General features: G+C 46.4%; 21 protein-coding genes and 1 other annotated feature. Of the genes, 6 read left to right on the top strand and 15 right to left on the bottom strand.

Annotated elements, in window-relative coordinates; genetic code table 11:
- Positions 1 to 34 precede the first annotated feature (34 nt).
- Both ACI39P_RS03125 and ACI39P_RS03130 read left to right on the top strand, forming a co-directional pair.
- Positions 35 to 241 (top strand): helix-turn-helix domain-containing protein, encoded by a 207-nt coding sequence (locus ACI39P_RS03125; RefSeq protein WP_439719237.1) that lies wholly within the window; start codon positions 35 to 37, stop codon positions 239 to 241.
- On the top strand, positions 238 to 663 hold the full coding sequence (locus tag ACI39P_RS03130) for a hypothetical protein (RefSeq protein WP_439719238.1): 426 nt from the start codon (positions 238 to 240) through the stop codon (positions 661 to 663). Before ACI39P_RS03125 ends, ACI39P_RS03130 begins: the two co-directional genes overlap by 4 nt.
- Before the next feature lie 301 nt (positions 664 to 964).
- Here the strand turns inward: ACI39P_RS03130 and ACI39P_RS03135 are convergent, their stop codons facing one another.
- Positions 965 to 3511, bottom strand: a complete 2547-nt coding sequence (locus ACI39P_RS03135; protein ID WP_439719239.1) for a heavy metal translocating P-type ATPase — start codon at positions 3509 to 3511, stop codon at positions 965 to 967.
- A gap of 294 nt (positions 3512 to 3805) precedes the next feature.
- Between ACI39P_RS03135 and ACI39P_RS03140 the strand changes: the two genes are divergently transcribed.
- Positions 3806 to 4282: a pyridoxamine 5'-phosphate oxidase family protein gene (locus tag ACI39P_RS03140; RefSeq protein ID WP_439719240.1), complete on the top strand. Its 477-nt coding sequence runs from the start codon at positions 3806 to 3808 to the stop codon at positions 4280 to 4282.
- A gap of 112 nt (positions 4283 to 4394) precedes the next feature.
- On the opposite strand, the gene ACI39P_RS03145 is transcribed toward ACI39P_RS03140, so the two are convergent.
- The 8 genes from ACI39P_RS03145 to ACI39P_RS03180 all read right to left on the bottom strand — a co-directional run bounded on the left by ACI39P_RS03145 (position 4395) and on the right by ACI39P_RS03180 (position 13133).
- On the bottom strand, positions 4395 to 5189 hold the full coding sequence (locus tag ACI39P_RS03145) for a 3D domain-containing protein (RefSeq protein ID WP_439719241.1): 795 nt from the start codon (positions 5187 to 5189) through the stop codon (positions 4395 to 4397).
- A gap of 514 nt (positions 5190 to 5703) precedes the next feature.
- A complete protein-coding gene (locus tag ACI39P_RS03150) occupies positions 5704 to 6468 on the bottom strand; it encodes a TatD family hydrolase (protein WP_439719242.1) in 765 nt (254 codons plus the stop codon).
- Positions 6468 to 8480 (bottom strand): methionine--tRNA ligase, encoded by a 2013-nt coding sequence (gene metG, locus ACI39P_RS03155; RefSeq protein ID WP_439719243.1) that lies wholly within the window; start codon positions 8478 to 8480, stop codon positions 6468 to 6470. Before metG ends, ACI39P_RS03150 begins: the two co-directional genes overlap by 1 nt.
- 175 nt (positions 8481 to 8655) lie before the next feature.
- Positions 8656 to 8916, bottom strand: a binding site (T-box leader).
- A gap of 251 nt (positions 8917 to 9167) precedes the next feature.
- A complete protein-coding gene (locus ACI39P_RS03160; protein ID WP_439719244.1) occupies positions 9168 to 10550 on the bottom strand; it encodes a TrpB-like pyridoxal phosphate-dependent enzyme in 1383 nt (460 codons plus the stop codon).
- Between the two features lie 581 nt (positions 10551 to 11131).
- Complete coding sequence (locus ACI39P_RS03165; RefSeq protein WP_439719245.1) at positions 11132 to 11479, bottom strand: CD1247 N-terminal domain-containing protein; 348 nt, start codon at positions 11477 to 11479, stop codon at positions 11132 to 11134.
- Between the two features lie 37 nt (positions 11480 to 11516).
- Positions 11517 to 12074 carry an elongation factor P gene (efp, locus tag ACI39P_RS03170; RefSeq protein ID WP_439719246.1) on the bottom strand — a complete coding sequence of 186 codons (558 nt, stop codon included), beginning with the start codon at positions 12072 to 12074 and terminating at the stop codon, positions 11517 to 11519.
- Positions 12075 to 12275: 201 nt separating this feature from the next.
- Positions 12276 to 12785 (bottom strand): YqeG family HAD IIIA-type phosphatase, encoded by a 510-nt coding sequence (locus tag ACI39P_RS03175; protein ID WP_439719247.1) that lies wholly within the window; start codon positions 12783 to 12785, stop codon positions 12276 to 12278.
- A gap of 3 nt (positions 12786 to 12788) precedes the next feature.
- The gene (locus tag ACI39P_RS03180; RefSeq protein WP_439719248.1) at positions 12789 to 13133 is read right to left on the bottom strand and encodes a NifB/NifX family molybdenum-iron cluster-binding protein; all 345 of its coding nucleotides are present in this window, start codon (positions 13131 to 13133) and stop codon (positions 12789 to 12791) included.
- Between the two features lie 278 nt (positions 13134 to 13411).
- Here ACI39P_RS03180 and ACI39P_RS03185 point away from each other — a divergent pair, with 278 nt between their 5' ends.
- Positions 13412 to 14527, top strand: coding sequence for an aminopeptidase (locus tag ACI39P_RS03185; protein WP_439719249.1), 1116 nt, complete (start codon positions 13412 to 13414; stop codon positions 14525 to 14527).
- An 83-nt stretch (positions 14528 to 14610) separates the two neighbouring features.
- Here ACI39P_RS03185 and ACI39P_RS03190 read toward each other — a convergent pair whose 3' ends face one another.
- Entirely contained in the window at positions 14611 to 14850 is a 240-nt protein-coding gene (locus tag ACI39P_RS03190; RefSeq protein ID WP_439719250.1) for a helix-turn-helix domain-containing protein, read from the bottom strand.
- 100 nt (positions 14851 to 14950) lie between these two features.
- Here ACI39P_RS03190 and ACI39P_RS03195 point away from each other — a divergent pair, with 100 nt between their 5' ends.
- Positions 14951 to 15106 (top strand): ribbon-helix-helix protein, CopG family, encoded by a 156-nt coding sequence (locus ACI39P_RS03195; RefSeq protein WP_320792184.1) that lies wholly within the window; start codon positions 14951 to 14953, stop codon positions 15104 to 15106.
- Here the strand turns inward: ACI39P_RS03195 and ACI39P_RS03200 are convergent.
- The 5 genes from ACI39P_RS03200 to ACI39P_RS03220 all read right to left on the bottom strand — a co-directional run bounded on the left by ACI39P_RS03200 (position 15054) and on the right by ACI39P_RS03220 (position 18811).
- Positions 15054 to 15251 (bottom strand): hypothetical protein, encoded by a 198-nt coding sequence (locus tag ACI39P_RS03200; RefSeq protein WP_439719298.1) that lies wholly within the window; start codon positions 15249 to 15251, stop codon positions 15054 to 15056. The two genes, ACI39P_RS03195 and ACI39P_RS03200, sit on opposite strands and share 53 nt — an antisense overlap.
- A 48-nt stretch (positions 15252 to 15299) precedes the next feature.
- The gene (locus tag ACI39P_RS03205; protein WP_439719251.1) at positions 15300 to 15512 is read right to left on the bottom strand and encodes a ribbon-helix-helix domain-containing protein; all 213 of its coding nucleotides are present in this window, start codon (positions 15510 to 15512) and stop codon (positions 15300 to 15302) included.
- A 413-nt stretch (positions 15513 to 15925) separates the two neighbouring features.
- Positions 15926 to 17572, bottom strand: coding sequence for a SulP family inorganic anion transporter (locus ACI39P_RS03210; RefSeq protein ID WP_439719252.1), 1647 nt, complete (start codon positions 17570 to 17572; stop codon positions 15926 to 15928).
- A gap of 258 nt (positions 17573 to 17830) precedes the next feature.
- Positions 17831 to 18406 carry a xanthine phosphoribosyltransferase gene (locus ACI39P_RS03215; RefSeq protein ID WP_439719253.1) on the bottom strand — a complete coding sequence of 192 codons (576 nt, stop codon included), beginning with the start codon at positions 18404 to 18406 and terminating at the stop codon, positions 17831 to 17833.
- A gap of 225 nt (positions 18407 to 18631) precedes the next feature.
- Positions 18632 to 18811, bottom strand: a complete 180-nt coding sequence (locus ACI39P_RS03220; RefSeq protein WP_439719254.1) for a hypothetical protein — start codon at positions 18809 to 18811, stop codon at positions 18632 to 18634.
- A gap of 136 nt (positions 18812 to 18947) precedes the next feature.
- Between ACI39P_RS03220 and ACI39P_RS03225 the strand changes: the two genes are divergently transcribed.
- Entirely contained in the window at positions 18948 to 19409 is a 462-nt protein-coding gene (locus ACI39P_RS03225; RefSeq protein ID WP_439719255.1) for a zinc-ribbon domain-containing protein, read from the top strand.
- Positions 19410 to 19411 lie beyond the last annotated feature (2 nt).

Genomic DNA, 19411 nt, shown 5'->3' on the forward strand with positions numbered 1-19411 from the left:
GAAAGTAAGCTTTACATTTTGGAGGAGAAAGCCCATGAAAAATAGATTGGAGGAGATCCGAAAGGCACGGGGCATCCGACAGGAAGAGCTGGCGGCGGCGTTGGAGGTGTCCCGACAGACCATCGGGTCTTTGGAAAACGGCAGATATAACCCGTCCATCATACTGGCCTTTAAAATCGCCCGTTATTTTGGAATGTCTATTGAAGAGATTTTTATTTATGAAGAGGAGGAAAAGGGATGAAACCAAAAGGAAAAGGCAGTTTTGTGATTTTCATTGCGGGAGCGATTTGTGTGCTCGGGTCATTTTTTTTAAAGGATGAGTATTACGCAAACATGCTGCGGGCGTGGGGCATTGCGTGGGTGGTCAACGGCTTCCTGCAGCTGAGGCAATATTTTTACTATTCCAAACCGGAGCATCAGGCGGAATATGAGGAAAAACAGACAGAGCGGCGCATCGGCCTGAAAGACGAAAGAAAGATCATGCTGCGGCAGATGGCAGGGCACAAGTCCTATCAGATCATGTTTTTTCTGTTGCTGGCGGCGAGCTTTCTGTTTGCCCTGCTGCGGGTGGAATGGTGGATTACGGCCATTGTATGTTTGCTGTGGGTGGCCCAGTATGTGATGGGGATCGTGCTGTTCCGCTATTATGAAAAACGGCTGTAAGACCGTGGGACGCTGTCCCACACCCTGCCAAGGGAGTCACTCCCTTGGAACCCGAATTGCACAAAACAAAGTTTTGTGCGGAAAAATGAACTATCTTAGAAAAAAATAAAGGGCTTCTCTACAAGAATATGAGAGAAACCCTTTATTTTTTATTATCGTGCAAAACATAGTTTTGCAAAAATCGGGGTCAAAGGGATTTGTGCACCGCCAAGACGAAGGCGGCGGCGCAGCCGTCTTCCTGCAGGGAAGATGCTTGACCAATTCCCCTTGTGGGAGTTTGAGGGTGAAACCCTCAAGAAAATCACTGAATATCTACCACTTCATACCCAGCGTCTGTTACCACTTTCACCAGTTCTTCATCGCTGATATCCTTGCTCAGTTCCACTTCTGCGCATTTGCCTTCCAGAGAAACGGTTGCGGATACACCGTCCATTTCATTCAGAGCCTTGTCCACTCTGCCTGTGCAGTGGCTGCACATCATGCCTTCGATTTTCAATACCTTTTTCATTTTGATTTCCTCCTTATTTGGAACATTGTTATTTTCCTGTATGGTTTGTGCCGCCGGTGCAGCGTTGTATTCTGCATAGGTGGGCTTGAATAATTTCAGCCGCAGGGCATTGCCTACTACAAAAGCGGAGCTGAAGCTCATGGCTGCCGCCGCAAACATGGGATTCAGTTTCCAGCCCAGAACGGAGTAAAATACCCCCGCCGCCAAGGGAATGCCGCAGACGTTATAGAAGAATGCCCAGAATAGATTTTGCTTGATGTTTTTGATAGTAGCGTGGCTCAGCTGCACTGCTGTTACCGCATCCAGCAGGTCGCTCTTCATTAAAACGATATCCGCCGATTCCATGGCAACGTCTGTGCCTGCGCCGATGGCGATGCCTACGTCCGCCCGGGTCAGGGCAGGGGCATCGTTGATGCCGTCGCCGATCATGGCTACTTTTTTGCCGCTTTCCTGCAGGCGGCGGATTTCCATTTCCTTATCTTGGGGCAAAACTTCTGCAATGGCATGGATGCCCAGTTTATCTGCAATGGCGTTGGCTGTACGTTTATTATCCCCCGTCAGCATGACTACGTCAATGCCCATTTGATGAAAGGCATCGACAGCGTCCTTGCTGGTGGGCTTCAAGGTATCGGCTAAACCAAGGACGCCCAGCAGTTTTTTCCCTTCGGCAAAGAAGAGGGGGGTTTTGCCTTCTTCCGCAAGGGTTTCTGCTTTTTCCGCAAAGCCCTGCAGATCAATGCCCTGTTCCTGCATCATTTTCAGGTTGCCGCCTAAAATATGTTTGCCATCCACATCGGCTTCGATGCCCTGTCCTGCCGTTGCCGAAAGGTTTTCCGCAGGGTTCAGGCTGATCTCCTTTTCCTTGGCATAGCTGACCACAGCCTCTGCCAGAGGGTGTTCCGAAAGGGTTTCCAGAGAAGCGGCCATCCGCAGGAAGGGATTCCGCAAAACGCCGGGAGCAGGGAGAATATCTGTTACAACGGGATGTCCTTCCGTCAGTGTGCCTGTTTTGTCCAGAACTACTGTATCAATTTGATGGGCAATTTCCAAACTTTCTGCAGATTTTACCAGAATCCCATATTCTGCGCCTTTCCCGGTACCAACCATGATCGCCGTAGGCGTTGCCAGACCCAAAGCACAGGGGCAGGAAATGACCAGAACGGCAATACCGATGGAAAGGGCAAAGGAGAAGGGCTGCCCCAGGAGCATCCATACGATGGTGGCAATGATGGCGATGGTAATGACCACAGGCACGAAAATGCCGCTGACCTTATCTGCCAGCTTGGCGATGGGCGCTTTGGAGGCACCAGCTTCCTCTACCAGCGTGATAATTTGAGAAAGGGTGGTGTCGTTGCCCACACGGGTGGCTTCCATTTTGAAGAAGCCATTTTTATTTACCGTTGCGCCAATGACTGTATCGCCTACCTGCTTGTCCACAGGGATAGATTCCCCGGTGATAGCACTTTCATCCACGGCAGAGAAGCCTTCGATGACTTTCCCGTCCACAGGGATACTTTGCCCAGGGCGAACGAGGATGATATCGCCCACGATGACCTGCTCTATAGGAATCTCCTGCTCTGCGCCGCCCCGCAGGACAGTTGCCATTTTCGGCGCCAGATCCATCAGTTTGCTGATAGCTTCGGAAGTCTTGCCTTTGGAGCGGGTCTCCATATATTTCCCTACGGTGATGAGGGTCAGAATCATGGCTGCCCCTTCCAGATACAGCTCCATGGCGTATTGATGGGCTGTTTCCAGATCACCATGGCCCATGTAATATGCCATAGCATAGATAGCAAAGAGGCTGTATAGATAGGAAGCAGCGGAGCCCAGCGCCACTAAGGAGTCCATATTTGGCGCACGGTTCCAGAGGGCTTTGAACCCTACTATGAAGAATTTTTTGTTGATGATAAGAACAGGCGTTGCCAGCAGCAGCTGGGTCAGAGCGAAAATCATCATATTTTCATGCCCCAGCAAAATAGCCGGCAGGGGTGCATCCATCATGTGCCCCATGGAGATATAGAACAGGGGGATGAGGAAGCAAAAGGAAGAAATCAGTCGTTTTTTCATGACTGCCATTTCCTCTAAAGCTACGTTTTTCGGCGGTTCCGCGGCAGAGGATGCTGCCTTGGCACCCTGCAGGGATGCGCCGTAGCCGCCGCTTTCCACTGCTTTAATGATATCTTCTGTATGCAGTGCTGTTTCGTCGTATTCCACGACCATGCTGTTTTGTAAAAGGTTGACATTGACAGTCTGGATCCCTTCCAACTTTCTCACTGCCTTTTCTACATGGGCAGAGCAAGCGGAGCAGGTCATCCCTGTCACGTCGAATTTTTGTTTCACGTTGGAACACCTCCGGTGAATCGTTATAGTTAGTTTAGGTAAACTTTTCTATTCTATTGCAGTATAGACCGTTTTATGACAAATGTCAATAATGAGATGAGCAGGGCAAGAAAAAGCAGAAAGGGGCGTGGGATTTCAGAAAATCCATACTTTTGCGAATGCTTATCATTTTTTTGCGGCAAGCACAATGAAAATCCGCAGAAATGGGGGACGCTTTGCTGATGGGATTAGTATACCCTTTTTTCCTGCGGAATTTTATGTTAGACTGAAAAAAACGAATCGGGAGGGAAAAAGATGAGAGAAGGACAGAAAATGCGCCGACAGGACAGGCTGGTTTCTGAAGAACGGGCGAGAGAAATTATGAAAAATGCAGAATACGGCATCCTTATGACAGCCGATGGGGAGGGGCAGCCTTACGGGGTCGCGGTGTCTCCTGTTATGGAAGGGGATCGGATTTATTTCCACTGTGCGTTGGAGGGCAGAAAGCTGGAGAATATCCGCATAAACCCGAAGGTCTGCATGAGCTTTGTTTCCAATGCTTATGTGGATCAGGAAAAGTTTACCCATCGCTATGAAAGCGCCTTGGCGGAGGGAATGGCAGCTATTGTTGCGGACAGGGAAGAAAAGCTGCATGCCTTGCGGCTGATTTGCAGGAAATATGCGCCCCATTCCTTCAAGGATTCTGACGAGTATATCCTGCCGAAAATGGATAAGACCGGTGTTGTCCGCATTGATATAGAGACCCTTTCCGGAAAGGTGAATGCCAGATAATATTTGTTTTAATAGAGAAAAAATTTTTTCTGCAATGAAAAAAGCCATCCCATCGGGATGGCTTTTGCTTTGTCGTGGTTTTGTTTTTGCTTTCAATATTTCTATGCTTCGATCAGCTCAAAACATATACAGTTACATTCCGGACGCCCCAGCCGAAAGCTTCGCTCTGGGAGCCATAACAAACGTCTACACGGTTGCCCTTGATGGCACCGCCGGTATCTGTAGCCGTTGCTACACCATAACCGGGGATATAAACTTTAGAGCCTAAGGGGATGACATTAGGGTCTACAGCGATGGTGCCATAGCCAGCTTTTGTGCCGGAGGCTGTGATGCCGCTGCAGCCTGCGTCGTAGGGGGTATAAGCAGTTACCTTTGCGTTGATGGCTTTGGAATATCTCATGCCGTTGATGGTATGGGCTGTGCCGACTTCAACGATTTTATCCTGCGCTGCTGTTACCACTTTTTCTTCCACGAATTTTGTATCGATCAGTTCATTGCCATGATAAATTTCTTTGCTGATGATGGTGGATACACCATCTTTCCCTTCCTGAACCACTTTTGTTTCGCCGTATTCCAGGTTGGCGTTTTCCCGTTCGATGGTTTTGTAAGGGACAGTTTCTGTAGATGCGACTGTCTTTTCTGTTACAGATGTCAGAGACAGTGTCATCATTGCTTCAATGGGGTCGCTTTCCTCTGCGTCCTCCAGGATATAGTCTGTGTCGATGGTGTTTGCCAGATCTTCCAGCAGTTCGCCCACAGTTTCCTTATCTGTGGAGACCATTCTGGGAGCACCGTCGATGTTGATGACTACAGATTGCATATTTGTTTTGCTGTAAGCAGATGCTGTTCCGCAGCCGATTACCAATATAAATACCACGATAGCAAATACTCTAAGATGTGTTTTCATTTTTTCCTCCTTGAACGAGCCGTACTGCCGTTTTTGTGGGAATGGCAGGGGATGTCGCTCCTGTTAGTAATAGATGATAGACATTAGATTTTATGCCTTTCTCCCGTCCTTGAATGGGGGACGGTCGCAGTCGTATTTACACGGGGAGTCGTCACTTCCGCATAATGATTACGCTTTCTTTTTTTGACTGCATGTATGCCATGAAAGCAACCTTTCTGGTGTCCGCGGAGGATGATCTGCAAGTAGCCATCCTGTCTGCGTTCATTGCCAATGCTTTCATCGCATAAGAAAAGACATATCATTTCTGATATATCTTTATGCTTCGTACAGTGAATATATTAACACATTTGTAACAATTACGCAACCTTTTTTAAAAATCTTAACGGAATTTCTTAAAATAAATGGCAAAAAAATGCAATTATTTTGCAATAAAAAACCCCGGAAAGCCTTGATTTTACAGGGTTTTTCGGGGTTTATACTTTTTCTGGAAAGGGAGCAAAATTTTTTTGATTTTTTATTTGAAAAATAAAGATTTTGCGTTTTCCTCTGTGATTTTTGCCACTTCTTCGGGCGTCATATTTTTGATTTCCGCGATTTTTTCCACGATGTATTTCAGATTGGTAGAGTCATTCCGTTTGCCTCTGTTGGGGTTGGGCGCCAGGTAGGGGCAGTCTGTTTCGATAAGGATGCTTTCGATGGGAATGGCTTCCACTGTCTCCACCAGTTTTTTCGCATTGGAAAAAGTCACCACACCGCCAACGCCGATATGAAAGCCCATTTTCACATAATCCTGCGCCATTTGGGCAGAGCCGGAATAGCAGTGGATGGAACCCCGGCGGATATTGGTGGATTGGATGATGTCAAAGGTTTCCTGGGAAGCTTCCCGGGAATGGATGACAACAGGCTTATTTACTTCTTCCGCTAGGCGCAGCTGCTGCCGAAACCAGAATCGCTGCAATTCTCTGGGGTGGGTGTCGTAATAATAATCCAGGCCGATTTCCCCGATGGCAACTACCTTCGGGTGTTCGCTGAGCTTTTTCAGCTTGGCGATGGTCTGAGAGGACATATCATAGAGTTCATGGGGGTGTACGCCGACGGCAGCGTAGATATAGTCATATTTTTCCGCCAGACGGATGCTCATTTCAGAGCTTTTTACGTCGCAGCCGATATTGATGACATGATTGACCCCGGAAGCAGGGAGAAGCTCCCGCAGGAGCTCCTCTCTGTCTTCTTTGAATCGCTTATCATCGTAATGCGCGTGGGATTCAAAATAGTTCATTAGCTGATGCCGCTGCCGCTTTCAAAGTCTTTATCATCTGTGGTCAGAATGGACAGGTTGCCGTCGCTGTCTTCTGCGCACAGGAGCATGCCGTAGCTCATTTCGCCCATCATCTTTCTGGGTTTCAGGTTGTAAGCAACGACAACACGTTTGCCAACCAATTCGCCGGGGGCATAGGCGTGTTTGATGCCGGAGAAGATGACTCTTTCTTCATCACCAATCTTTACGATATTCCGCAGCAGTTTTTTAGACTTGGGCACTTCCTTGCTTTCCAGCACTTCGCCCACTTTCAGCTGCACCTTGCAGAAATCATCAATGGTAATTTCCGCGGGGTATTCGGGTTCTTCATGGCCTTTCTTGGCTTCTTCTTTTTTGGGTTCCTCTTTTTGGGGCGCTTCTTCCTTCTTCTGCTGGTTTGCAATGGAAGTTGCCTGAGAAGCCTTGATCGCAGCTTCCAGTTCTGCCAGTTCCTTTTCCATATCGATACGAGGGAAGAGGGCTTCGCCTTTCTGTACAGCCAGTTCTGCGGGCAGGAGGCCCCATTTCTTTGTGCTTTCCCATTCTGTCAGTTCGCCGGCCGTGATGTTCAGCTGCGCCCAGATCTTTTCGGGGGTCAGAGGCATGAAGGGCTGGATCAGGATAGAAATGATACGGATGCTTTCTGCCACATTATACAGAGCGTTTGCCAGCTCTGCTTTCTTTGTTTCATCCTTGCACAGAACCCAAGGCTGTGTTTCATCGATATATTTGTTGGTACGGCGGATCAGGTTCCAAATCTCGATGAGGGCATCGGAGAAGAGCATATTATCCATTTTTTCTTCTACTTTGGGAATGGTGTTTGCTGCCATTGCCTGCAGGTCTGCATCAAATGCTGTTGCAGCTCTGTCCGCAGGCAGCTTGCCGCCGAAATATTTTTCGATCATGCCTACGGTTCTGGAAACCAGATTACCCAGGTCATTTGCCAGGTCGGAATTGATGCGCTGGATCAGGGCTTCGTTGTTGAAGTTGCCATCCTGACCGAAAGCGATTTCCCTCAGCAGGAAGTAGCGGATAGCATCTACACCGTATTTATCAACCAATACGTTGGGGTCTACTACGTTGCCAACGGATTTGGACATTTTGCCGCCGTTGATAACCAGCCAGCCGTGGCCAAATACCTTTTTGGGCAGAGGAATATTCAGAGCCATCAGCATTGCGGGCCAGATGATGGCATGGAAACGAACGATTTCCTTCCCGACAACGTGTACATCTGCGGGCCAGTATTTTTTGAAGTCGCTGTCATCATCGCTGCCGTAGCCCATAGCAGTGATATAGTTGGACAATGCGTCGATCCAAACATATACGATATGACCGGGGTCAAATTCTACAGGTACGCCCCATTTGAAGGAGGTACGGGAAACAGCCAGATCTTCCAGACCGGGTTTCAGGAAGTTTGCGATCATTTCATTCTGGCGTGTGTTGGGCTGCAGGAATTCGGGGTTTTCTTCATAATATTTAATGATTCTGTCGCCGTATTTGGAAAGGCGGAAGAAGTAGCTTTCTTCTTTCAGCAGTTCAACATCGCGGCCGCAGTCGGGGCATTTGCCGTCTTTCAGCTGTGTTTCTGTGAAGAAAGATTCACAGGGGGTACAGTACCAGCCTTCATAGGCGCTTTTGTAGATATCACCCTGATCGTAGAGCTGCTTGAAGATTTTCTGTACAGCTTTTACATGGTAGTCATCTGTGGTACGGATAAATCTGTCATAGGAAATATGCAGGGTTTCCCACAGTTCTTTGATGCCTGCAACGACTTTATCTGTGTACTGCTTGGGAGTCATGCCCTGGCTGGTTGCGATACGTTCGATTTTCTGACCATGTTCATCTGTCCCTGTCAGGAACATAACATCATAGCCGCGCAGTCTTTTGTAACGAGCCATTGTGTCTGTTGCTACTGTGCAGTAGGAATGACCAATGTGCAGTTTATCACTGGGATAGTAAATGGGTGTGGTGATGTAGAATTTTTCTTTAGCCACAATTATCTCTCCTTTTTGATTATAATTAGGTAAATATATAGGTAAACCATTCCTCATGCACAGCATGAGGAATGTATTTGCTCCGCAAATCACCTTCATTCAAGCCTTAACCGGCATTCTTTGTAAGTTAAGGATTGAATGAAAATGGTTTTGTTACAAAAAAAGTCCATCCTTCTGAAAGGACGGACTGATTTGCCGTGTTACCACCTAACTTCGCTTTTTTCTCACGAAAAAAACCTCAGCGAGTAAATACCCAAAAGGATATTTACCTCCACGCAATAACGGGCGAACCCGTCGCAGCCTAATGCCTGCCGGGGCAGACACTCGGGGCGAAGCTCCAAGGCCATCTTCGGTGATTCTTCTGCGCCCCTTTTCAGCCGCCGGGGCTCTCTGTCAGCAGAAGGAGATCACGTACTCTCCTTTTCATAGCTGTTTGTTTTAATAGAAAATATTTTACTATATTTCCCGCTTTTCTGTCAATGGATACAGGGGAAAAAGAAGGGATTATTGGGGAGATTTTGGCTTTCCGTAAGAGTTCTTGCTTTCCAAAATATGGAATTTACGCTGGAAGGGAAAAAGGACAGGCCGAGAGCGCCTTTGCGAAAAGCAAACAGCCCGGACAGTTAACTGTCCGGGCTGTTTGATAGATTGGTTTTTCCCGCTGAATGAGCGGAGTGTTCTCATTTTTTATTTTTCAGGGACATTAGGCAGACCCTTGAAGCCGATTTCCAAATCGTCATCTGTAGGGATATAGTCGCCCATTTCGCCGTTATTGAATTTTTCATAAGCTACCATATCGAAATAGCCTGTACCGGTCAGACCGAATACGATGGTCTTTTCTTCGCCGGTTTCTTTGCATTTCAAGGCTTCATCGATGGCTACACGGATGGCATGAGAGCTTTCCGGTGCCGGCAGGATGCCTTCGATACGGGCAAACTGTTCTGCCGCTTCAAATACGGCTGTCTGTTCTACAGAACGAGCTTCCATCAGGCCATCATGATACAGCTGAGAAACCACGGGGCTCATGCCGTGATACCGCAGACCGCCTGCATGGTTGGGAGAAGGGATGAAACCGCTGCCCAGGGTATACATTTTCGCCAGAGGCGTTACCATACCGGTATCGCAGAAATCGTAAGCGAATTTCCCTCTTGTCAGGCTGGGGCAGGATGCAGGTTCTACAGCGATGATCTGATAATCCTTTTCGCCGCGGAGCTTTTCACCCATGAAGGGAGAGATCAGACCGCCCAGATTGGAGCCGCCGCCGGCGCAGCCGATGATCACATCCGGCTCAATGCCGTATTTATCCAGAGCCGCTTTCGTTTCCATACCGATGATAGACTGATGCAGCAATACCTGATTCAGCACGCTGCCCAGAACATAACGATAACCTTCCTTGCTGAGTGCCGCTTCTACGGCTTCAGAAATGGCACAGCCAAGGCTGCCAGTAGTGCCGGGATGTTCCGCCAGAATCTTTTTGCCCACTTCTGTTGTCATAGAAGGGGAGGGAGTTACATCTGCGCCATAGGTACGCATCACTTCTCTGCGGAAGGGTTTCTGTTCATAGGATACTTTTACCATATATACATGGCAGTCCAGCCCCAGATATGCACAGGCCATGGAAAGGGCTGTCCCCCACTGGCCGGCACCGGTTTCTGTCGTCACGCCTTTCAGCCCCTGCTTCTTCGCATAGTAAGCCTGGGCAATGGCGGAATTCAGCTTATGGCTGCCGCTGGTATTGTTGCCTTCAAATTTATAATAAATCTTTGCGGGTGTCTGTAATTTTTCTTCCAAACGGTAAGCGCGAACCAACGGAGATGGTCTGTACATTTTATAGAAATCCTGAATTTCCTGGGGGATATCGAAATAAGCTGTTTCGTTATCCAGTTCCTGCTGTACCAGTTCATCGCAGAATACCGCACCCAATTCTTCCGCTGTCATGGGATGCAATGTGCCGGGGTTCAGCAGGGGAGCGGGTTTATTTTTCATATCTGCCCGCACATTGTACCATTGTTTGGGCATTTCCTGTTCTTCCAGATAAATTTTATAGGGGATATTTTTGTCCTGTTTCATTTTACATTTCTCCTCTCGTCTTTTCTTTTTTCTCGTCTGTCTCATCTGGCGGGCGGAACTTTTTTTAAACAACAAAAAACTCCTGACCCAACAACATCTTTCTCTGCTGGGACAAGAGCTCACTCCTGCGGTGCCACCCTGCTTGGTACGAATGTACCCTCTCATGTGTACTGACATACACTTCGTTGATAACGGAGCCTTCTCCGGCTTGCATTTCCGCTCGCCCTCGGGAGCCCATTCCTTCCTTGCATCCACACCGCATTTCCACCACCAGCGGCTCTCTGTTGTTTCCGTCAGGGAAGTACTTCCTCTCCTTCGTTGGTTTATTTTTGATGGGCTTATGATATCTCTCTCAAGGACATTTGTCAATACACCATGGGCAATTTTGGCAGAAACGTCTGTTTCTTTTTCTTATGAATGCGGCTGTATTGGTATATTTTTCATAAAAATAATGACGATATTTTTTATATTTTGTTCTTATCACTGAATTTTTTAAATCTATTTTTTCAAAAATTTACATTTATTAAAAACGGAAGAAAACAAAAAAACGGCCTGCATTTCTGCAAGCCATCTTTTTTAAATCAAAATTTCAGTTCGTCAATATCGGCTGTCCCCATAGGGATGCTGCCGCCGCAGCCGGGACATTCGATTTCCGTTTCCGTTTCCATGGTCTCCTCATCCACATCGATTTCTTCGCCGCAGTTGGGGCAAATGAAAGAATAGAAGAAAATGGGTTCATCTGCTTCATCCAGATCTTCTTCCTCCATCACCATGTCTTCATCATCCATGAATGTTTCCAGCATGAAAGCCATGTCATCCAGAACATCCAGAATACCATGGAAGATTTTTCCCTCTTTGCTTTCTTCGGGGAAACCGCTTCCATCGCAAAGTCCTCTTAAATAAGTGATCTTCTTTTCAAAATATTCCATTGGTCACGCCTCCCTGCTGTTTCAGCAAATAAACGGATTATGCTCTGCCCAGGTATTCACCTGTTCTTGTGTCGATTTTGATCTTTTCGCCCTGGTTGATGAACAGAGGAACCTGTACCTGTGCGCCTGTTTCAACAATAGCGGGTTTTGTTGCGCCCTGTGCTGTATTGCCAGCGAAGCCGGGTTCTGTATCTGTGATTTCCAGTTCTACGAAGAGGGGAGGTTCGATACCGAACACCTTGCCAGCGTAGGACAGAACTTTTACAACATCATTTTCTTTTACGAATTTCAGAGAATCGCCAACATCTGCCGCATTGATTGCGATCTGGTCGAATGTTTCAGAGTTCATGAAATGGAACAGATCGCCATCGCTGTACAGATACTGCATATCCTGTCTGTCGATGTGAGCTCTGGGCATTTTTTCAGTAGGTCTGAATGTTTTTTCCAGAACTGCGCCTGTTTTCAGGTTTTTCACTTTTGTACGAACAAAAGCTGCGCCTTTACCGGGTTTTACATGCTGGAATTCCACGATTACATAGGGATCGCCTTCATATTCCATTGTTACGCCGTTTCTAAATTCACCTGCAGAAATCATAGTATTTCCTCCTCAAATGCTTTATCATTTTATAATTCCAAATTTCAATGCTTTTTTCTATTAAAACAAGCACCTATGACGGTTTCCTGCAAAAGCCGCCATCGCAGTTTGGCTGCGCCAAGCCTGCTTATCCTTTTATATTTTAATAGATTAGGCTATATATTTCAATAAAAAATTAAAAAATCGCCATAAATTCGTTTTTTATTCGCCATATTTTTTGAAATATACCTTCATAACCTGCCGTTCCGCGCCCCGCTTCACTTTGGTGATGAGCTGATCCCTATCGCAGATGGGCGCCGTCATGATGCAGAGCAGACCGCCCTTGTGGCCGCACCACATATCTGTAAAAACCTGATCGCCCACCATGGCGGTGCTTTTGGGCGTTGTCCCCATGATCTCCATGGCTCTGTTCAGCTTTTTGATGCCGGGCTTGCCTGCCTTATGTATGGCCAGAGCCCCCAGTTTTTGGTTGAACAGATGCACTCTCTCCTTTGTATTATTGGACAAAATGCAAAGTTTAAACCCTTGTTTCCGCAGATATTCGAAGAGCTCTACGATCGCTTCATCAGGCTCTGCCACATCAAAGGGCGCAACAGTATTATCAATATCGAACACCAGCCCGCGGATGCCCAGCTTTTTCAGATCATCCAAAGGCAGTTCGAATACAGATTTCACATAAATATCAGGAAAAAAACGTTCCAGTAATGCCATAAATTACTCCTCTTCTCTGCCTGCTCTCCAGTAGGCGTTTTCATCAATATCCCCCAGCCGTTCCCCGCTGAGATACCGGATCATCACATCATCCGCCTCGCCCATGACGCCATAGGTCAGCTCGATGCGCTTTGTACGCAGCGTATTGCGGGCAGAGGAACGGATATTGCCGCAGATGACGGCGTTGATATCCTGCTCCGTCAGGAAATCCGACACAGTGGTCTTTCCTAGAGGGATGATCTCTTTTTTCTTCACCAGCTCGATCTCCACTTCATAAACCGTAAATTCTGTCGCACGGCTGTACTGTTGGTCGATCCTGCCATTTTTTGTAGGAATGGCGACACGCATAAAAACTCACCCCATTGTAACATACTTTCTTATATTTTAGAATCAACCGTATCTCTTTGTCAATTTTTTTGCGTATTTTTCCAAAACGGTGTACAATACTATGGAAGAAAACCTTGGGACTCTGTCCCAAACCCTGCAAGCCTTTAAAAAGGCTTGACCGTAACTTTATACGAAAATCAAATTTCAAAGAAATTTGATTTTCAAATCGGGTTAAGGGACAAGTCCCTTGTGGGGGTATTGGGGGTAAAACCCCCAAGGTCTTGAAAGGAGAATTGAAAATGGACGAAAGAATCAAAACACTGGCATATAATTTGGTGCATTATTCCTGTAGATTGGAAAAAGGAGAAAAGGTTTGGATTTCCTGCAACGGCATCCACCCCATGCCTTTGGTGAAACAGATCATCAAAGAAGTCTATCAGGTTGGGGCCATTCCCTTTGTACAGCTGATGACAAACTCTCTGGAACGGGAACTGCTTCTGGGTGCAACAGAAGAACAGCAGAAAATGCTGGCAGAGGTGGACTGCCACCTGATGAAACAGATGGATGCCTTCATCGGCGTACGGGGCGAGGATAACCTGACAGAACATTACGATGTGCCAACCGATAAAATCGATATGCAGAACCGCCTGTATGATGACCCTGTCCACCATCAGATCCGCGTGCCCCATACCAAATGGGTCGTTCTGCGCTACCCCACCAATTCCATGGCACAGGCAGCAAAGACCTCTCTGGAGGATTTTGAGGACTTCTACTTCAATGTCTGCAATCTGGACTATGGAAAAATGAGCAAAGCCATGGATAATCTGGTGGAACTGATGAACAAGACCGACAAAGTGCGTTTGGTGGCAAAGGATACAGATATTTCCTTTTCCATCAAAGATATCCCCGCTATCAAATGCGCCGGTGCCTGCAATATTCCCGATGGCGAGGTCTATACTGCCCCTGTACGGGATTCCATCAACGGCGTGATTACCTATAATACCCCTTCCGAATACAATGGTTTCACCTTTGAAAACGTGAAGCTGACCTTTAAGGATGGGAAAATTGTGGAATGCGACGGCAATGACAAAGAACGTCTGGAAAAGGTATTCAATACCGATGAAGGGGCGAGATATGTGGGGGAATTTGCCATTGGCGTGAACCCTTATATCACTAAGCCTATGAATAACATCCTCTTTGATGAAAAAATCGCCGGCTCTATCCACTTCACCCCCGGCAACTGCTATGATGATGCCCCCAACGGCAATAAATCTGCCATCCATTGGGATTTGGTGCTGATTATGACACCGGAATACGGCGGCGGAGAGATTTGGTTCGATGATAAACTGATCCGCAAGGATGGCATCTTCGTTGTGCCTGAATTGGAATGCCTGAATCCGGAAAATTTAAAGTAATATTTAATGTATAAAATAATAATGTATAAAAGCCACAGGAAATCCTGTGGCTTTTATACATCTAAGTTGAACGAAAATCCCCCTCAAATTCTATTTTGATGGGGATCCCCTTCGATTTCGTTTTTCTCGGCACCAACTAGTTCATCAACTGTTACATCCAAAGCATTTGCAAGCAGGATCAGAACATCTATAGAAGGCTCGTTCCTGCCGCTTTCGTAATTTGCGATTGCAGTATAGCCATAGTGGATATACTGCGCCAATTTTGTTTGAGAATACTTTTTCTGTTTTCTATATTTTTTTAGATTTTTTGCAAAATCCGACATAGAATCACCCCATAATTTTATCCTACTTTATACTACTTTAAGCGAATTGTCAATACGAAGAAGGATAATGTAGTATTGTTTTACTAGAGGTGAAAAGGAAATGAGACCACTAAAACAGAAAGTAAGTGTTACGTTAGATGAGGACATCGTAAAAAGAGTGAAGGAATTATCCGAAGAACAGCAACGTTCCTTTTCTCAGTATGTCAATTTGGTTTTGACTGAACATTTAAAAGAACTGGATAAAACCAAAAAATAAAATCGTTTTCATAAATATGAGGGCCTTGCAAATGCAAGGTCTTTTCTTTTTGCCGCTCTCCGCACAACCAATTTTGCAGGGGCATCGCAGATAAATTTCTGCCTGTCGTTTTTGTCATAGCTTGCAGGTCTACCGAAATAGCCATAAATGAAAACAGCTGCCGCATGATGCAGGGGCGTTGTCTTTAAAAAAATTAGGATTCTTCTTCATCCGTTTCCTCAACTTCGCAATTTTCCAATGCATACTCCAAAAGCATGCCAATCAATTCATTTCTGTTATGCCCCGTTCTTGCACAAATTTCTTCCAACTGTGCTACGATTTCATCTTTTACACGGATAGAAAATACCTTATGCCCATCTTCCCCCTTCGGTTTTTTCGGCCGCACAATCAAATTTTCGTTTTTCACAAAACCGCCTCCCTGCACATAGTTTATGATTGCAATTTGGCTATAATATATGTTATTTGTTTGGGGTGATGAAGATGGAATTGTACCGTGATATGTTATGCAGAATATTGGAGTCGGAGGAATTTGAGAGTTTACTGCCCAAGTGGAAAATGGACGTTGAAAAAATGATGAAACTAAAATGTTATCAGGCATTGAATGAAATCAAAAAAATTTTGGATGAGGAAGCTTTAGATGACATCGATTGTTTTGAGCGTATCGAAAAGATCATTTCTGTTTTCGAGAAATTGGGGGAGGGGTGTAATGGAAAGACACGATTTCGGATAAACAAAAACACTGTTTTTTCTAATATCGGAACGGTTGGGGAAGCATCAATAAAGCCCGCATCCTTTTGGATACGGGCTGATTTTCTGATTTTATGCTTTTGCAGCGGGTCTGGGTCTGTTTGTCAGCAAAACCCGTTCTACACTCCAGTAGAAGTTTTCGTCACCGATGATATCATGCAGATCGGTACGATCCATCATTTTCATTGCATGGGTGGGCAGACCGCAGAGAACAACGTCCACGCCTTTTTTCCGCAGGCTTTCCACCAGTTCCCGCAAAGTCTGGGCGCAGGAGATATCAATGTTGGATACCCCTCTCATAGAGAACAGGACCGTGTCATAGCCTTCCACCTTCAGGGCGATATCCGCAATGGACTGTGTGTTTGCGAAGATCATAGGGCCTGTGATGTAAACAACCTTCGCATTGCTGTAGCGCTCGCAGAGAACGGGATCTGTTACATGCATACGGTTCATATCCACATCTTCATAGTTGATTTCGATGAAGGACAGGCGGGATACCAGAAATACCAGACCGATTACAACACCAATCAGGATGGCTACGGTCAGGTCGAATACGATGGTTGCCAGCATAGTTGCAACAAATTCCAGCATGGCACCTTTGAATTTATGGGAGAAAATATAGCGGATGGATTCCCATTCGTTCATTCTCCAGGCAGTTACCATCAAAACCCCGGCCAGAGCCGCCAGAGGGATTTTAGACATAACAGGAGCCAGCAGGAACATGGAGATCAGCAGGCCGACAGCATGGAATACACCGGTCAGTCTTGTTTTTGCGCCGGATTTGATGGCTACGCTGGTACGGGCAATGGCCGCTGTGGCAGGGATACCGCCGAAGAAGGGCAGGAAGATATTGCCGATACCCTGGGCGATCAATTCCTGATTGGCATCCAGACGCACCCCAGTCATTCGTCCTGCAGAAGCGCCGCAGAGCAGGCTTTCGATCATGCCCAAAATGGCAATGGAGAAAGCAGGGGTTACCAGTGCGCTGATGGTTTTCAAATCCAAGGCGCTGAACAGCAGGCGATTTTCCGGTGTCAGTGTTTTAGGGATTTCCCCAACTACTGCAACATCCAGCTTCATAGAGATGGAGGCAGCTGTGGCGATGATGATGCTCAAAAGGGAAGCGGGAACTACCGCATTCCACTTTTTCGGGAAAAATACCATGAACAGAACGACAAAGACACCGATCCCGACAGCAGTCATATTGGGAGAGAAGCCAAGGCGGGCATAGCTGAACAGCTTTGCGATATTGGAAGAACCTTCAGAATAGGTGCCAAAGAAGTTATCAATCTGCCCCAGTGCGATGATGATAGCGATACCGGAGGTAAAGCCGGTGATAACAGGGGCAGGGATAAAGGATGTCAGCTTGCCCAGATGCAGGATGCCTGCCAGCAGCAGGATGATACCGGCGATCAGAGTAGCAATAAACACACCATCGATACCGTAGGAAGCTACCAAAGGAATCAAAATGGCAGACATGGCACCGGTAGGGCCGGAAATCTGATAATATCCGCCGGAAAGCAAGCTCATAAACAGGCCGGCGATAATGGCAGTAATCAGCCCGGCGGCAGCATCGGCACCACTGCTGACACCGAAGGCCAACGCCAAAGGCAGGGCAACGGCGGCAACGGTCAGCCCGGCCATCAAGTCTTTTGTCAATGCGGCTGCATTATAGCCGCGGAATTCATTTTTCAAGCTGCTGATGAAAGCGCTCAGCATGTTCAAAATCCCCTTTCGTATCGTTCATATCTGTAGCTGATTTTTATGGAAAGCAGCAAATATCACATTTTGCTGCAGCTTTTTGGCGAGACAAAGCACGCCTGCTTATCATAACAAAGCGGATGCCAGTTCTCAATCGTGAAAATGCAGATTTTTCCAATAGTTTTTTGTGCAAAATTTGTGTGAAAATGTCAAAATAGAAAAAAATAAATAAAAAACCCCGCCGTTTCGGCAGGGAAAAATATTTTTTACGGAAGATCAATCCTTGAATGTGATGTGACCATTTTCGATTTTGGTGATGACAGCCAGAGAATCCACATGGTAGCCGGCTTCTCTCAGCCTTGCGCTGCCCCCCTGAAATTCCTTTTCGATCACAGCTGCGATGCCGCAGACAGTGCCGCCGGCCTGCTCCACCAGAGAACAAAGCCCCATGGCAGCCTCGCCGTGGGCCAGAAAATCATCGATAATGAGGACTTTATCTGTTTCCTTCAAATATTGCTTTGCCACCCGGGCAATGGAAACGGTACCTTTGGTGAAGGATTTTACGGAGGCACCGTAGAAATCATCAGACATGGTATTGGGCTGTGTTTTTTTTGCAAATACAACGGGAACCAAATCGAAATACATGGATGTGATGGCAGCGATAGCAATGCCGGAAGATTCGATGGTCAGGATTTTATTAATGCCCAGATGTGCAAAACGACGATGGATCTCTTTCCCGATAGCCATAAAAAGACCAATATCAAGCTGGTGATTCAAAAAAGAATCTACTTTTACGACTTCTGTACCCACTTCTGTCCCGTCTTGGACAATTCTTCTCTTTAATAAATCCATGCTGCGGCTTCCTCTCTACTTCTTTCCTTCTCAAATCTCAAAAAGACATTTCGTTTATTATACGGCTTGCATTTACCAATGTAAATAAGGGATTTGCCAAAAAGTCTGTTTTCTGGGAGAATTGGGAATTTGAATAGAAAGTTTCTTTTTTTTAAAAAAGTTTTGGGAATTTTGCGTGCAAAGAAAAAAATTTTTTTAAAAGCATAGACGTGCCAAAGGGCACGCCTATTTTCGCTTGGCTGTTTTTTCCAGTTCATCTGGGGTATTTGCCATGTGGATCCGATTCAGCACTTCCTGCCGTTCTTCCGTGGAAAGGGTGTAAAAACGGTTCATATCCCTGCTGTTATGCAGAATCAGCTGTGCAACTTCCTCCGGCAAAGTGTCCCATTTGCGAAACCAATCCATAGCTATCACCTCCTTTTTAATATGAAGAGATTTTGTTTTTTCATGCAGAAAAAAGGCGGACAGAAAAAGGAATTTTAGGAAAAAAAGCGAAAATATATCATATAGATAACGAACGGAACAGCGAGGAGGAATAAGGATGGCTTTCTTTGACAAATTAGGCGAAATGGCAAAAACTGTATCGGAAAAGGCGAACGACAGCCTGGAAACCAATAAACTGATCAGCGAAATCAATTTGACCAAAGGCAATATTCAGGCATATCAGAGAGAATTAGGGGAATTTTACTGGGCGAAATTTGCAGTTGGTGAAAAACTGGAAGAAGAAGCAATGCTGATTTGCGATAAGATCGTTGCCGCGCAGGATAAAATCCGGGATCTGGAAGGACAGATCGACCAGATCAAAGCGGAAGGCGAAGCCAGAAAAGCTGAACGGGAAGCAGAAAAAGCAGAACGTAAGGCAGCGGAAAAGGCGGCAGAAGCGGAACAGGCGGCGGAAAAGGCAGGCATCGAAAAAGATCCCGTTCCTGTCTGTGCGGAATGCGGCGCAGTTTTGGCGGAAGGCCAGAAATTCTGCGGCTCCTGTGGTAAGCCCGTGGCATAATG

The organism is Anaerotignum sp., from assembly GCF_051877975.1.
Lineage (GTDB): Bacteria > Bacillota > Clostridia > Lachnospirales > Anaerotignaceae > Anaerotignum_A.